This is a genomic window from Derxia gummosa DSM 723, assembly GCF_000482785.1.
GTDB classification, from domain to species: domain Bacteria; phylum Pseudomonadota; class Gammaproteobacteria; order Burkholderiales; family Burkholderiaceae_E; genus Derxia; species Derxia gummosa.
Genome location: NZ_AXWS01000008.1, coordinates 790542 through 805707, shown reverse-complemented (window position 1 = coordinate 805707; position 15166 = coordinate 790542). Strand labels below are relative to the sequence as shown.

12 protein-coding genes are annotated in these 15166 nt (G+C 68.0%); 5 read left to right on the top strand and 7 right to left on the bottom strand.

Annotated features, from left to right (window positions below):
• Positions 1–105 precede the first annotated feature (105 nt).
• Positions 106–951 (top strand): posphoenolpyruvate synthetase regulatory kinase/phosphorylase PpsR, encoded by an 846-nt coding sequence (gene ppsR, locus H566_RS0109690; RefSeq protein WP_051378461.1) that lies wholly within the window; start codon positions 106–108, stop codon positions 949–951.
• Between the two features lie 130 nt (positions 952–1081).
• Here ppsR and H566_RS0109685 read toward each other — a convergent pair whose 3' ends face one another.
• From H566_RS0109685 to H566_RS24085, 7 genes are all read right to left on the bottom strand, one after another.
• Complete coding sequence (locus tag H566_RS0109685; protein ID WP_028311291.1) at positions 1082–2491, bottom strand: replicative DNA helicase; 1410 nt, start codon at positions 2489–2491, stop codon at positions 1082–1084.
• Positions 2492–2650: 159 nt separating this feature from the next.
• A complete protein-coding gene (rplI, locus tag H566_RS0109680; RefSeq protein WP_028311290.1) occupies positions 2651–3100 on the bottom strand; it encodes a 50S ribosomal protein L9 in 450 nt (149 codons plus the stop codon).
• Positions 3101–3123: 23 nt separating this feature from the next.
• Positions 3124–3402, bottom strand: coding sequence for a 30S ribosomal protein S18 (gene rpsR / locus H566_RS0109675; RefSeq protein ID WP_028311289.1), 279 nt, complete (start codon positions 3400–3402; stop codon positions 3124–3126).
• A gap of 12 nt (positions 3403–3414) precedes the next feature.
• A complete protein-coding gene (priB, locus tag H566_RS0109670; RefSeq protein WP_034411021.1) occupies positions 3415–3753 on the bottom strand; it encodes a primosomal replication protein N in 339 nt (112 codons plus the stop codon).
• A gap of 14 nt (positions 3754–3767) precedes the next feature.
• Complete coding sequence (gene rpsF / locus H566_RS0109665; protein ID WP_028311288.1) at positions 3768–4130, bottom strand: 30S ribosomal protein S6; 363 nt, start codon at positions 4128–4130, stop codon at positions 3768–3770.
• A gap of 110 nt (positions 4131–4240) precedes the next feature.
• The gene (locus H566_RS0109660; RefSeq protein WP_028311287.1) at positions 4241–7342 is read right to left on the bottom strand and encodes an efflux RND transporter permease subunit; all 3102 of its coding nucleotides are present in this window, start codon (positions 7340–7342) and stop codon (positions 4241–4243) included.
• The gene (locus H566_RS24085; RefSeq protein ID WP_051378459.1) at positions 7339–8499 is read right to left on the bottom strand and encodes an efflux RND transporter periplasmic adaptor subunit; all 1161 of its coding nucleotides are present in this window, start codon (positions 8497–8499) and stop codon (positions 7339–7341) included. The genes H566_RS0109660 and H566_RS24085 overlap by 4 nt, the downstream gene beginning before the upstream one ends.
• A 132-nt stretch (positions 8500–8631) precedes the next feature.
• Here H566_RS24085 and hpnC point away from each other — a divergent pair, with 132 nt between their 5' ends.
• The 4 genes from hpnC (at position 8632) to H566_RS27410 (ending at position 15156) form a co-directional block, all read left to right on the top strand.
• Positions 8632–9474 carry a squalene synthase HpnC gene (gene hpnC / locus H566_RS0109650; protein ID WP_028311286.1) on the top strand — a complete coding sequence of 281 codons (843 nt, stop codon included), beginning with the start codon at positions 8632–8634 and terminating at the stop codon, positions 9472–9474.
• Positions 9471–10313 carry a presqualene diphosphate synthase HpnD gene (gene hpnD, locus H566_RS0109645; RefSeq protein WP_028311285.1) on the top strand — a complete coding sequence of 281 codons (843 nt, stop codon included), beginning with the start codon at positions 9471–9473 and terminating at the stop codon, positions 10311–10313. Before hpnC ends, hpnD begins: the two co-directional genes overlap by 4 nt.
• Positions 10314–10350: 37 nt before the next feature.
• Positions 10351–11715 (top strand): hydroxysqualene dehydroxylase HpnE, encoded by a 1365-nt coding sequence (gene hpnE, locus H566_RS0109640; RefSeq protein ID WP_051378457.1) that lies wholly within the window; start codon positions 10351–10353, stop codon positions 11713–11715.
• Between the two features lie 117 nt (positions 11716–11832).
• Positions 11833–15156: an EAL domain-containing protein gene (locus tag H566_RS27410; protein ID WP_169732511.1), complete on the top strand. Its 3324-nt coding sequence runs from the start codon at positions 11833–11835 to the stop codon at positions 15154–15156.
• Positions 15157–15166 lie beyond the last annotated feature (10 nt).

The window sequence follows — 15166 nt, the reverse complement described above, 5'->3', positions numbered from 1 at the left end:
CTATGGAGCAGTTAAGATTCCTTATTCCTGACGATTGTAGCGGTGCCTTTTCATCTGCGCACCGCACAATCGGGCTCATTCCCAAGCCGAAGTTCTCCTTTTCGCATGCCTCTGACTCTCGTCCCTTCCAACCGCTACGAGCGGACCGCCTTTTTCGTTTCCGACGGAACGGGGATCACGGCCGAGACATTCGGTCATGCGCTGCTGTCGCAGTTCGATGTCAAGTTCAGGCAGGTGCGCCTGCCTTTTGTGGACAGCGTTTCGAAGGCTCTGGAAGCCGCTCGTCGGATCAATGAAGCTGCCGAACGCGATGGCAAGCGCCCGCTGGTTTTCTCGACGCTGGTCAATGCCGAAGTCGCGGCGGTGATGCGTCAGGCCAACGGCATGATTCACGAACTGATTCCCACATTCGTGCCGGGTCTGGAGCAGGAACTCGGAATCAAGTCCACTCACGGAATCGGCCGCAGCCACACGATCGCCGATACCGAGGAATACAACCGCCGCATCGAGGCCATCAACTTCTCGCTCGCGCACGACGACGGCGAGTCGAACAAGGGCCTGCCCGACGCCGATGTCATCCTCGTGGGCGTGTCCCGTTGCGGCAAGACGCCCACGAGCCTGTATCTGGCGATGACGCACGGGCTGAAGATCGCCAATTACCCGCTCATTCCCGAGGATTTCGCGCGCGGCAATCTGCCGTCGGTATTGCCGCGTCAGCGCGAAAAACTGTTCGGACTTTCGATTTCGCCCGATCGGCTGCATCAGGTGCGCAATGAGCGGCGCCCGGGCAGCAAATACGCGTCCATCGAGCAATGCCGCATGGAAGTGAACGAAGCGGAGGCGCTCATGCGTCGGGAAGGAATCCGCTGGCTTTCCACCACGACCAAGTCGATCGAGGAAATTGCGGCGACCATTCTTCAGGAAATCCGCATCGAGCGGAAATCGTTTTGAATGCTGCATTGCCGTGATGGGGTGAATCGGTTTCTCGATTCGCGTCGGGCAATTGAATGAAAAAGGCCGGAATTTCCGGCCTTTTTTGCGTCTTGCAGCAATCTCGAATCGATGGCGAGCTGCGTGGTGGTCAGTAGCTTCCGCTCGGCGCGAAATTGTCGAACTTCGTGTATTCGCCGAGAAAAGCTAGGCGCACGTCGCCGATCGGGCCGTTCCGCTGCTTGAGGATGATCACTTCGGCCGTGCCCTTGTCCGGCGTGTCCTTGTTGTAGACCTCGTCGCGGTAGATCGCGAGGATCACATCGGCATCCTGTTCAATGGCGCCCGACTCGCGCAGATCGCTCATGACCGGCCGCTTGTTCGGTCGCTGCTCCAGCGAACGGTTGAGCTGGGACAGCGCGATCAGCGGACAGTCCAGCTCCTTGGCCAGCGCTTTGAGGCCCCGGCTGATTTCGGAGATTTCGGTTGCGCGGTTTTCACCGTCGCCGCGTGCCGAACTCATCAATTGCAAGTAATCGACAATGATGAGGCCCATCTTTCCGTATTGCCGCGCGAGGCGACGCGCGCGGGCGCGCACTTCAAGCGGATTGAGCGCGGGCGTTTCGTCAATGAACAGCGGGGCTTCGCGCATCTTGTGCACGGCCGCCATCAGGCGCGGCCATTCCTCGTCCTCGACCCGCCCGACCCGCACGCGCTGCTGATTGAGCCGGCCCACCGAACACAGCATCCGAAGCGCGAGTTGCACGCCGCCCATTTCCATCGAGAACACGGCCACGGGTAAACCCTGCTCAATCGCCACGTGTTCACCGATATTGAGCGAGAAGGCCGTCTTCCCCATCGAAGGCCGACCCGCGACGATGATCAGATCACCCGACTGCATGCCGGCCGTCATCTTGTCGAGATCGATGAAGCCGGTCGGCACGCCGGTGACTTCATTGCTGCCTTCGCGGTGGTGCAATTCATCGATTCGCTGCACGACTTCCGCGAGCAGATCCGGAATCTGCGCCCAGCCGGACGAACCGCGCGAGCCCTCTTCCGCAATCGCGAAGATTCGGGATTCGGCCTCGTCGAGAATCTGCTTGGTATCGCGGCCTTGCGGATTGAGTGCCTTGGTCGCGATGTCGTCCGACACCGTCACGAGCGCGCGCAGCACGGCGCGGTCGCGCACGATCTCGGCATAGCGGCGAATGTTGGCCGCGCTCGGCGTGTTCTGCGCCAGCGCGTTGATGTAGGCGAGACCACCCACTTCCTCAGCCTTGCCGATGTTCTGCAAGGCCTCGAATACCGTCACCACATCGGCCGGCCGACTCAGCTCGATGAGCTTGAGGATGGCGCGAAAGATCAGCTTGTGGTCGAAGCGGTAGAAGTCGTCTTCATGCGACAGGTCGGCGATGCGGTCCCAGGCCTGGTTGTCGAGCAGCAGGCCGCCGAGCACCGCCTGTTCCGCTTCGATCGAATGCGGCGGCACGCGCAGCTGGCCGACCTCGGGATCGGGCTGCTCTTCGCGCTCGAACTTGCGTGACGACTTCGGAGAGTTCATGGGCGATCCGGACTGGACGGGTCGGCCGGCGGTCGGGCCGGAAGGGTGTGGGCAATCCTGTGCAGAGCCGGTGCACAGGCTGTGGGCAGGCAGTGGAAAACCGGCGGCCCAGAAAGCAAAAAGGCCGGGAGACCCGGCCTTTTCAGTGAGCGGAGTTGCTCAGGCTTCGCCGCTGACCGCGACGGTGATGTCGGCCGCCACGTCGGTGTGCAGCGCGATGGTGACTTCGAACTCGCCAATGGTCTTCAGCGGGCCGTTCGGCAGGCGAACCTGGAACTTCTCGACCTTGAAGCCTTGCTTGTCGAGCGCGTCGGCGATGTCGTGGTTGGTGACCGAACCGAACAGGCGACCATCGACGCCAGCCTTGGCGGCGATGTGCAGCGTGATGCCGGACAGCTTTTCGCCGACGGCTTGCGCGGCAGCCAGCTTTTCGGCGGCGGCCTTTTCGAGCTCGGCGCGGCGGGCTTCGAATTCCTTGATCGCGGCGTCGGTGGCACGACGAGCCATGCGTTGCGGGATCAGGAAGTTGCGGGCGTAGCCGTCCTTGACCTTAACCACGTCACCGAGGTTGCCGAGGTTGACGACCTTTTCGAGAAGAATGATCTGCATGCTTTATCTCCTGTGCGGGTCGATCAGACGCGGTGCTGGTCGCTGTACGGCAGCAGCGCCAGGAAGCGGGCGCGCTTGATGGCCGTGTCGAGCTGACGCTGGTAGCGGGCCTTCGTGCCGGTGATGCGGGCCGGCATGATCTTGCCGTTTTCCTGGATGAAGTCCTTCAGGACGTCGACATCCTTGTAGTCGATCTCTTCGACCTTCTCGGCCGTGAAACGGCAGAACTTGCGGCGCTTGAAGAGCGGGTTCTGTTGCTGGCGACGGGGACGACCCTTGCCTTTGCCGGTGGGACGGGGCATGACCAAATCCTTTTACGTGTCCGCGACGGGCGCGGAAATGTTCGTGATGTGAATGACGAGCGTCTTGGACTTGAGCGACTTCTGCGCGAGAAAGCCTTCGAACCTCAGCGTGCAACCCGCCGGAGCGGCATCGGCGCGGAGTGCCATGGGACCGAGTGCGACGGCGGCTGCCTCGAAGGCGACCTGCCGGGGTGCACCGGCCTCGATGCATTGCGAGGCGTGGCCCAGTCTCAGCTCCAGCACCGGCACACCGGCCGGCGTGTAGCGGACCTGCCCGCGTTCGACGATCTGCGCTGCGAGAACGACGGTGTTGGACGGCGCTTGCGCCGTCGCGGTCGACTCCCGCGTCACTCTTGCTTCGATGCTCAGGCGGCCGGCGCTTCGGTGGTCGCGCGGCGCTGTTCCTTCTCGATCGCCTTCATCATCGGCGACGGGCCGGTTTCGGCCTTCTTCGTCTTGATGATGAGGTGGCGCAGGACAGCGTCGTTGAACTTGAACGCGTGTTCGAGTTCGTCGAGCGTCGGCTGGCCGGCTTCGATGTTCATGAGCACGTAATGGGCCTTGACCAGCTTGCTGATCGGGTAGGCCAGCTGACGGCGGCCCCAGTCTTCGAGGCGGTGAATCTGGCCGCCTTCCGACTCGATCATGCCCTTGTAACGCTCGATCATCGCGGGCACTTGCTCGCTCTGATCCGGATGGACGATGAAGATCACTTCGTAATGACGCATCACAACTCCTTGTGGTCCTGCCGCGCGGTTGCGCGGCTTGGTACTTCGGGCCGCCCCGGAGCGTCAACACCAGGTGCGGCAAGGGAAAAGCCTACAACTATAGCCTGAAATCAGGCACGTCGCACGCGAAACCACGCTGCATACAGCGCCGGAAGGAACAGCAGCGTAAGCGCGGTGGCCACGATCAGCCCGCCCATGATCGCCACCGCCATCGGCCCCCAGAACACGCTGCGCGACAGCGGAATCATCGCGAGCACGGCGGCGGCGGCCGTCAGGATGATCGGGCGGAAGCGTCGCACCGCCGCCTCGACGATCGCCGTCCAGGCATCGACGCCGGCCGCGCGATCCTGCTCTATCTGGTCCACGAGGATGACCGAGTTGCGGATGATCATCCCCACCAGCGCGATCACGCCCAGTTGGGCCACGAAGCCGAACGGCGCCCGCAGCAGCAGCAGCGACGCCGCCGCGCCAATAAAGCCGAGCGGCCCGGTCAGGAAGATCATCACCGCGCGCGAGAAGCTGTGCAGCTGCGCCATCAGCAGCGTGAAGATCACGAACACCGCCAGCGGCAGCTTGGCCGCGATCGACTTGCCCGCCACATCGCTCTGCTCCAGCGCGCCGGCGATCACGATGCGATAGCCGAGCGGCAGCGAGGCGCGCAGCGCATCCATCTGCGGGTCGAGCGCGAGCGCCACCGTGTTGCCCTGGATGCCGTCGCGCACGTCGCATTGCGCGGTGATGGCCCAGTCGCGGTTCTGGCGGAACAGCACGCCCGGCTCCCACGCGAAGCCGATGCGCGCGAGCTGGCTGATCGGCACCGGCCCGTTGGGCGTGGCGATGTTCACTTCGGCCATCGCGGCGATCGCCTCGCGCTCTTCCTTCGGCGAGCGGACGACGATGTCGATCAGGCGGTTGCGGTCGCGCAGCTGGCCGACCGTCACGCCGCTGAGCGCGGTGTTGGCCGCGCGGGCCACGTCGGTGGAAGTGACGCCGGCGGCGCGCGCCTTGTCCTGGTCGACCTCGACGCGCAGGGTCTTGATCGACTCGTTCCAGTTGTCGTTGATGCCGAGCGTGTCCGGGTTGCCGCGCATGACGTCCTTCACCTGCTCGGCGATGGCGCGCACGCGGTCGGGGTCAGGGCCTTCGATGCGGAACTGCACCGGATAGGGCACGGGCGGGCCGCTCGGCAGATAGCGCACGCGGCCGCGCACTTCGGGCAGCTGCTCGGTCACGAAACGGGTCGCGAGGTCGCGCAGGCGGGCGCGGGCCTTGAGGTCGGTCGGCAGCACGATGATCTCGGCCACCTGCTTCTGCGGTAGGATCTGGTCGAGCGGCAGATAGAAGCGCGGCGCGCCGACGCCGACGAAGCTCGTCACGCTCTCCACGCCTTCCTGCTTGAGCGCCCAGGCCTCGAAGTCGCGCGCGACCTGCTCGGTCTGCTGATAGCTCGCGCCTTCGGGCAGGTAGAGATCGACCATCAGCTCGCGCCGCGTCGAGTCCGGAAAGAACTGCTGCTCGATGAAGCCGAAGCCGACGCCCCCTGTCACCAGCGAGGCCACGGTCGCCGCGATCACGATCCAGCGCCGGTTCACGCACCAGTCCACCAGCGCGCGGAAGCGCCGGTAGAACGGCGTGTCGAACAGTTCGTGATGCTCGCCCGAGCCGACATGGCTGCGGGTGCGCAGCAGGTGGTAGCCCAGCCAGGGCGTCGAGATGACCGCAGCGAACCACGAGATCACGAGCGCGAGCCCGGTCACGGCAAAGATCGAGAAGGTGTATTCGCCCGCCATCGACTCGGCCAGCCCGACCGGCAGGAAGCCCGCCGCCGTGACCAGCGTGCCGGTGAGCATCGGCATCGCGGTATGGCTCCAGACGAAGGTCGCTGCCTCCATGCGCGAGTAACCCTCCTCGAGCTTCCGCACCATCATCTCGACCGCGATGATCGCGTCGTCCACCAGCAGGCCGAGGGCGATGATCAGCGCGCCGAGCGAGATCTTGTGCAGCCCGATGCCGAAGATGCCCATGAACAGGAAGGTCACGGCCAGCACGATCGGGATCGTCAGCGCCACCACCAGACCGGGCCACACGTCCACGCGCAGCGGCTTCGTGTGCAGGCCGAGCGCGAGGAAGCTCACCACCAGCACGATTACCACCGCCTCGACCAGCGTGTGCTCGAACTCGTCCACCGAGCCGATCACCACCGTCGGCTGATCCTGCACCTGAACGAGTTCGATGCCGACCGGCAACGCCGCCGTCACCCGCTGCTCCAGCGCCGCGAGCGACTTGCCGAGCTGGACGATGTCGCCGCCCTTGCGCATCGAGATGCCGAGGCCGATCACCTGCTTGCCGTTCACGCGCATCGACTGCGTGGGCGGATCGACATAGCCGCGCGAGACGGTGGCGATGTCGCCGAGCCGCACGGTGTTGCCGTTGGCGCGCAGCCGCAGTTCGCGGATCGCGTCCTCGGAGGCAAAGGCGCCGCTCACGCGCACCTGCACATCGTCGGTGGGCGTGACGACCGCGCCCGCCGGCTCGACCGCGTTCTGCGCCGCGATCTGCGCCACCACGTCCTGCGCGCTCAGCCCGTACTGCACGAAGCGCCGGTGCGACACCTCGACGAACACCTTCTGGTCCTGCACGCCGAACAGCTCGACCTTGGCCACGTCGGGCACGCGCAGCATTTCCTGGCGCAGCGCGTCGGCCTGACGACGCAGCTCCTCGTGCGTGAAGCCGTCGGCCGAAAGCGCGTAGATCGTGCCGAACACATCGCCAAATTCATCGTTGAAGTTCGGTCCCTGGATGCCGGCCGGCAGCTTGTAGCGCATGTCGGAGATCTTCTTGCGCACCTGGTACCAGATCTCCGGCACCTCCTTCGGCGGCGTCTCCTCCTTGAGGTTGACGATGATGATCGTCTCGCCCGGACGGGCGTAGCTGACGATCTTGTCGATGTAGGGCGTCTCCTGGAGCTTCTCCTCCAGCTTGTCGGTCACCTGTTCGCTCATCTCGCGCGCGCTGGCGCCCGACCAGTTGGCGCTGACGACCATCGAACGGAAGGTGAAGGGCGGATCCTCGTCCTGCCCGAGCTTGAAGAAGCTCATCAGGCCCGCAAGCGCGAGCACGACGATGAGATAGGCGGTGATCGACTGGTGTTCGAGCGCCCAGCGCGAGAGGTTGAAGCCGCCGCCGGGCCGCTTGTCGGGGCCGGCGCTCACGAGCGGGCTCCCGTGGCGGGCAGGCCGGTGTCGGACGTCCTGGCCGGCTCGGCCGGCGCCTGCGGAGCGGTGGCGGGCGCGTCCATCAGCTTCACCTTCTGCCCGGCCTGGAGCACATGCACGCCGGCCGTCACCACACGTTGGCCCGGCGCGAGTCCGCCGACCAGCGCCTCGCCTCCTTCGGAGCCGCCGAGCTGCACCGGCTGCGGCTTGACCGTGGAGCTGGCCTCGTCGAACACCCAGACCGAGGTCTGGCCGTTGGTGTCGAGCAGCGCCGACAGCGGCAGCTTCACCATCTGGCCGGGGCGCTGCATGTCGAAGCGCACGGTCGCCGTCATGCCCAGGCGCACGTCGGCGGGCGGGTTGTCGAGCTTCATGCGCACGGTGTAGGTGCGCGTGGCCGGATCGGCGGCGGCGGCGATGTCGCGCACGCGGCCGGTCAGCGCTTCGCCCTGCTGCGACCACAGCCGCACCTCGGCCTTGCCGAGCGCGCGGATCGCGTCGAGACGGTCTTCCGGTACGGCGATCCACACTTCCTTGTCGTCGGCGCGGGCGACGCGCACCACGGTCTGGCCGGCGGCCACGACCTGGCCGGCCTCGGCCTCGATGGCGGTCACGACGCCGGCTGCGTCCGCGGTGAGCACAGCGTAGGAGGTCTGCGAGCCGAGCGAGCGCAATTGCGCCTGCGCCCGCTCCTGCTGGGCTCGTGCCGCGTCGAGTGTGCTGCGGCGGCGATCGACCTCGGCCTGCGAGACGAAGTTCTGCTTCTGCAGATCGACCGAGCGGCGGTAGTCGGCTTCGGCCAGCTTGTAGTCGGCTGCGGCGGCGGCCAGCGCCGACTTGCCGGCGGCCTCGGCATCGGCCAGATCACGCGGATCGAGCCGCGCGATCACCTGGCCGGGTCTGACGCTCGCGCCGAAATCGACCAGCCGCTCGACGATCTTGCCGCCGACGCGAAAGCCGAGCCGCGATTCGGCCCGCGCCTTCACCTCGCCGGGAAATTCGAGCTGGGCGCCGAACACGCCGGCCTGGACGACCACGGTTCGTACCGCACGCAGAGGCGGCTCGGCGGCCGGCGGCTTGCTGCAAGCCGCGAACGACACGGCGATGATGACGGCCAGAAGCGGCCGGCAAAACGGAGAGAGGACGGCTTTCATCAGCGCACCTGATGGAGTCGCCAGGCAGCGACGCGGTGGCCGGCCGGCGCGTTGTTTATTGAGGGCGGCCGGTTATAACACGCAGCCTTTCGCCGATTTCCGGGCATTTCGCCCGCACTGAACGATCCTTCAATGCCGGTCGATCATTACGAGAATTTCCCTGTCGCGTCCTTCCTGCTGCCGGCCCGTCTACGCCCGGCGGTCGAAGCCATCTACCGCTGGGCGCGCCATGCCGACGACCTCGCCGACGAAGGCGACGCCACCATCCCCGAGCGGCTCGCCGCTCTCGCCGCGATGACTGCCGACCTCGACGCACTGGCCGCCGGCCGCGCACCCGCCAGCCGCCTCGCGGCCGACCTCGCCGGCCCGATCGCGCAATACGGCCTGCCGATCCGGCTCTTCCGCGACCTGCTCTCCGCCTTCTCGCAGGACGTGGTCACGACGCGCTACGCCGACTTCGCGTCGGTGCGCGACTACTGCCGGCGCAGCGCCGATCCGGTCGGCCGGCTCATGCTGCATCTGTACGGCGCAGTCACGCCGCGCAATTTGGAGCGGTCGGACGCCATCTGCACCGGGCTGCAACTCGCCAACTTCTGGCAGGACGTGGCGATCGACTGGCGCAAGAACGGCGGCGAAGCCCGCATCTACCTGCCCGCCGACGACATGGCCCGCTTTGGCGTGACGCCCGCGCAGATTGGCGAGGGCCGCTGCGATGACGCATTCCGCAGCCTCATGCGACACGAGGTTTCGCGCACCCGGGCGCTGCTAGAATCCGGCGCCCCGCTGGCGGCCGACCTGCCCGGGCGCATCGGCATTGAGCTTCGCTTCGTGGTTCTGGGCGGGCTCGCCATCCTCGACGCGATCGAGGCCGCCGGCTGCGATGTGTTCCGCGCCCGCCCCACGCTCGGCCGCGCCGACTGGTTCCGCCTTCTCACCCGCGCCCTGCGCTACCGCACTCTCTTCCCCGCCCGATGACGCCCGACGAGTACTGCCAGGACAAGGCCGCGCGCAGCGGATCGAGCTTCTATTACAGCTTCCTGTTCCTGCCGCCGCCGAAGCGCCGCGCGATCACCGCCTTCTATGCCTTCTGCCGCGAGGTGGACGACGCGGTGGACGATGCGATCGAACCCGCCATCGCCCGCACCAAGCTCGACTGGTGGCGCACCGAAGTCCAGCGCTTCGCCGCCGGCACGCCCGAGCATCCGGTCACGCGCGCGATGCTGCCCTTCCGCGACGAGGGCGCGATCACGCCCGAGCGCCTCGGCCTCGTCATCGACGGCATGCAGATGGACCTGGAGCAGACGCGCTACCTCGACTACAAGGGCCTGAAGCACTACTGCCATCTGGTGGCCGGCGTGGTTGGCCTGGTATCGGCGGGCATCTTCGGCCAGACCCGGCCCGAGACCAGCACCTACGCCGAGAAGTTCGGCCTCGCCTTCCAGCTCACCAACATCATCCGCGACGTCGGCGACGACGCCCGGCGCGGGCGCATCTACCTGCCGATCGAGGATTTGCAGCGCTTCAACGTGAAGGCAGCGCAGATCCTGAAGCGCGAAAGCTCGCCCGAGTTCATCGCGCTCATGAAGTTCCAGGCCGACCGCGCGCGCGCCGTCTATGCAGAAGCGCTCGCCGCCCTGCCCGCCGAAGACCGCCGCGCCCAGCGCGCCGGCCTGATCATGGGCGCGATCTACCGCACCCTGCTCGACGAGATCGAGGCCGACAACTTCCCGGTGCTGTCGCATCGCGTCTCGCTCACGCCGCTGCGCAAGCTGTGGATCGCGTGGCGCACCTGGGTGTTCGGCTGGAAGGCCTGAGCGTCATGCGCGCCGCTGCAGTGACGGGCCGAGCGGCATGAGCGCGCTCCGCCCCGCACTGTCCGGTGGAGGCACCACGGGCGCGGGTCGCCGGGTCGCCGTCATCGGAGCGGGCTGGGCCGGCTGCGCGGCGGCGGTCGAACTGGCCGAGGCCGGCTGGCAGGTGACCGTCATCGAAGCGGCGCGCGAGGCCGGTGGCCGCGCCCGGCGCATCACGCACCAGGGCGAGGTGCTCGACAACGGCCAGCACATCCTCATCGGCGCCTATCGCGAGACGCTCGCGCTCATGGCGCGCGTGGGCGTACCCGGCACGGCACTGCGCCGTCTGCCTCTGCGGCTCGATCTGCCCGGGCGCTTCTCGCTCGCGCTGCCGCGGCTGCCGGCGCCCTTTCACGTGCTGGTCGGCCTGCTCGCGGCGCGCGGCCTGACACCGGCCGACAAGCTCGGCGCGCTGCGCTGGATGGTGGGCTGCCGGCTGCGCGGCTTCTCGGCACCGCCCGGCATGACCGTCGCCGACTGGATCGCCGGTGCTCCTGCCGCACTGCGCGAGTTGATGCTCGAACCGCTGTGCGTGGCCGCGCTCAACACCCGCGCCGACGAGGCCAGCGCCGCCGTGTTCGCGCGCGTGCTGCGCGATTCGCTCGGCGCGGGCCGCGCCGGCAGCGATCTGCTGCTGCCCGCCGCCGATCTTGGCGCCCTGCTGCCCGACGCCGCGCTCGCGCGAGTACGCGCGCTCGACGGCGAGGTCAGGCTCGGCGCGCGGCTCACGGCCTTGCGGCCGATTGCGGGCGGCGCGGGCTGGCATTGCGATTCGCCCCGCCATGCCGACGAAGCCTTCGACGCCGTCATCGTCGCCACGCCGGCCGCCACAACCGCCGCGCTGCTGCGCGCGATCGGCAGTCCGGCCTTCGCGCCCGCGCTCGCCGCGCTCGACGCGTTCGAGCACGAACCGATCGCCACGATCTATCTGCGCGCCGACAGCATCACCCTGCCCGCGCCGATGATCGCCCTGACCGAAGACCCGGCCAGCGACGGCTTCGGCCAGTTCGCCTTCGACCGGCGCGCGCTCGGTCTGCCCGACGGCCGCCTCGCCGTCGTCGCCAGCGGCGCGCGCGACCTGCTCGCGCTCGACCGCGGGCGCATCGCGGCCGGTGCCGCACGCCAGCTCGCGCGCGCCCTCGGCATCGACGCGGCGCGCTTCGACCTCGCCGATGCCGTCGTCATCACCGAGAAGCGCGCCACCTTCCGCTGCGTGCCGGGCGTTGCACGCACGCCGCGCAGCAGCGGAATGCCCAAGCTGTTCATTGCGGGCGATCACTCTGATCCCGACTATCCGGCCACCCTGGAAGCTGCGGTGCGCAGCGGTCTGGGCGCCGCTCGCGCCCTGCTGACGACCGCCTGACGCCCCGTTTCTGTCCGGCGGTCGCTGCGGCGGGCCAAGCCGATGCGACGAATTGTTCGCTCCACGCTGCAGCCGCTAAAGTCCTCCGACTCACCTCTAGGACGAACTACTCGATCCATGTCGTCGCCCAAGCTCGTTCCGCTCAGTCCCACCCAGACAATGCTGTCCGACCGACGCGCGCCGCATGAGGTGAGCCCGGCCCAGGCGCCGTTTGTCCAGGCCGTGCTCGACTGGATCGACCGCCCGATCGCCTGTCTGGACTCGGCCGGACGGCTGCGCTTCGCCAACGACGCCTTTGCCGCCTACACCGGCCTGGCGCGCGGCGCCCTCGCTGGGCTGCCGATCGACGAAGCGCTCGCCGGCTCGCCGGCCGCCACGCTTGCGCCGCTGGCCCGCGCGATGGCGAGCGGTGGCAGCCACCGCGAGCGCGCCAGCCAGGCCGGCTTCTCGCTGCGCATCGAACGCGACGCCGATGGCCTCGTCTGCGGCTGCATCCTGCTCGGCCCCGAAATACTTCCGGCCGGCGGCGACGCCGACACCCGTTCCGCCGCCGACCTCGGCGCGCCGGTGGCCGCCGATCTCGCGGCGCCGGTCGCGGGCGGCGTCCATGCGCAGCTCGACGCGCTGCCGCTCGCGGTCGCCTATCTCGACCGCGAACGGCGCGTGGTCTCGGGCAACCGTCAGGGTCAGCTGCTGTTCGCCGGGCCGGTCGGAGGCGAGATCGCCGGGCGCATCGACCAGGCCTTCACGGGGCATGCGGTCGCGTTCGAGCATCTGGTGCCGCAGGCCGGCTCCGAGCCGCGCTGGATGCGCATCACGCTCATGCCCGACTTGGCGGGCGACGAGGTGGCCGGCGTGCACGGCATCGCGCTCGACGTGCATGGCGAGCGCCTCGCGCGCAGCGAGATCGAAAGCCGCGAACTGCGGGTGCGCCAGTTCATCGACAACGTGCCGCTCGCCATAGCCTGGCTCGACGACCAGCATCGCATCGGCGTCGCCAACCGTGCCTTCAGCAACGCCTTCGGCCGCGACGCCGCCAGCACGATGGGCCGGCCGATCGCCGACCTGCTCGGCGAGCCGATGGGTGCCGATCTCGACGCCGCTCTCGCCCGGCTCCAGCGCGGGCTCAGCTATGTCGACGAACGCCTGCTGCCCATCTTCACCCTGCCCGGCAGCGAAGCCGCCCCGCGCTGGGTCGAGGTGCGCTGGCTGCCCGATTTCGACCACGGCGGCGCGCTCGGCTTCGGCGCGCGTCCGCGCGGCTCGTACTTGATCTTCCGCGACGTTCACGAGACGCGGCAGGCGCGCGCCGCCTATGACGCCTCCGTCGCCGAGCTGCAACGCGCGATGAACTCGATCGGCACGCCGATCGCGCTGTTCGACACCGACAGTCGGCTGCGCTTCGCCAACGCCAGCCTGTGCGAGCTGCTCGGCCAGGGTCGTTGCGATGCCGACATCGGCAAGCCGGCCGACGAACTCCTGCCCGCCGAAGTCCTCACCATCGTCGCGCCGATGCTGGCCCGCGCCCGCGAGGGCTTCGAGGTCAGCACCGAGCGCGAGCTGCCGCTGAGCGACGGCAGCCGGCGTTGGTGGCGGCTGCGCTTCGTGCCGCAGCGCGGCCTCGATGGTGCGGTGAGCGGCGTGTACATCGTGCTGTTCGATGTGGATGACCTGAAGGGCCAGCAACGCGAGCTGCAACTGAGCCAGGAGGAACTGCGCCGCGCCAACTCCCTGCTCTCCTCCCATCTCGACAACTCACCGCTCGCTGCGCTCGAACTCAATGCCGATCTCGCCATCACGCGCTGGACCGAGCGCGCCGAGCGGCTGTTCGGCTGGAACCGCGAGCTGGTGCAGGGCCGCAGCGTCTGGGACCTGGAGATGGTCGGTCTGGGCGAGGTGGACGCCATTACGCGGTCGTTCGCGCTCGTGCTGTCGGGCCTGCAACAGCGGGTATCGGCGCTTCAGCGCGTGACCCGCGCCGACGGCAGCCGCATCTGGTGCGAGTGGTACATCTCGGCGCTGGCCGACGAGACCGGCGCGGTCACGTCGATCTTCGCGCTCGTGCAGGACGTGAACCAGCGCGTCGAGGCCGAGGCGCGGCTCCAGCAGCTCGCCGCCTTCGATTCGCTCACCGGCCTGCCCAACCGCTCCAGCCTGCAATTCGAGCTGGCCCAGGCGCTCGACCGCGCGCGCCGCACCGGCCACGGCGTGGCGGCGCTGTTCATCGACCTCGACCATTTCAAGAACGTCAACGACACGCTCGGCCATCGCGTCGGCGACCAGTTGCTGCTGGCGGTCGCGCGCATCCTCAAGAGCTGCGTGCGCAAGAGCGACACGGTGTCGCGCATGGGCGGCGACGAGTTCATGGTGGTGATCGAGCACCCCAAGGTGAGGCCGGCCGCGCAGCACATCGCCAACAAGGTGCTCGCGGCGCTCAACCAGCCGATTCCGGTCGAGGGCCACATGCTCACGGTGGCGGGCAGCGTCGGCATCGCGGTGTTTCCGGAGCACGGCCAGGACGCCAACCAGCTGCTCAAGAACGCCGACGTGGCGATGTATCACGCCAAGGAACGCGGCAAGGGCCGCTTCGAGTTCTACAGCGAGGACCTCGCGCGCGAGCATGAGGAGCAGTCGCTCATCGAGTTCTCGCTGCGCGTGGCGATGGCGACCAACCAGCTGCGCCTGCATTACCAGCCGCGCGTCAACGTGGCCGACGGCTATATCGAGGGCGCCGAGGCGCTGCTGCGCTGGACCCATCCCGAGCTGGGCGAGGTGCCGCCCAAGAAGTTCATCCGCGTGGCGGAGGAAACCGGGCTCATCTTCGATCTCGGCATCTGGGTGTTCCGCCGCGCCTGCGAGCAGCTGCGCGAATGGCAGCGCGCGGGCATCGACTTCGGCAACATCTCGGTCAACTTCTCGGCGCGGCAGCTGCTGATGCGCGACCTGATCGACCGCATCTCGACCATCCTCGTCGAGACCGGGGCCGATCCGCACTGGCTCGAAGTCGAGGTGACCGAGACCTCGATGCTCTACGACGTGGCGCTCACCAAGAAGGTGATCGCGGCGCTCAAGCGGCTCGGCATGCGCATCGCCATCGACGACTTCGGCACCGGCTTCTCCAGCCTGTCGCACCTGCAACAGCTGGAGGTGGACGCGCTCAAGGTCGACCAGAGCTTCGTGCGCGACCTGCTGCACGACACCGGCGACGCGGCCATCACGCGCGCCGTCATCAGCCTCGGGCGCGGCATCGGACTGCACGTGATTGCCGAGGGCGTCGAGAACCGCGCCCAGCTCGCCTTCCTGCGCGAGTGCGGCTGCGATGCCTATCAGGGCTATCTGTTCAGCCCGGCGGTGCCGGCCGAGACCTTTGCCGGCATGCTGCGCGAGCAGATGAGCCTGGGCCGGCGCCTGAGCGCGCCGTCGGGCGCGCGCGGGCACTGAGCCGCACCCC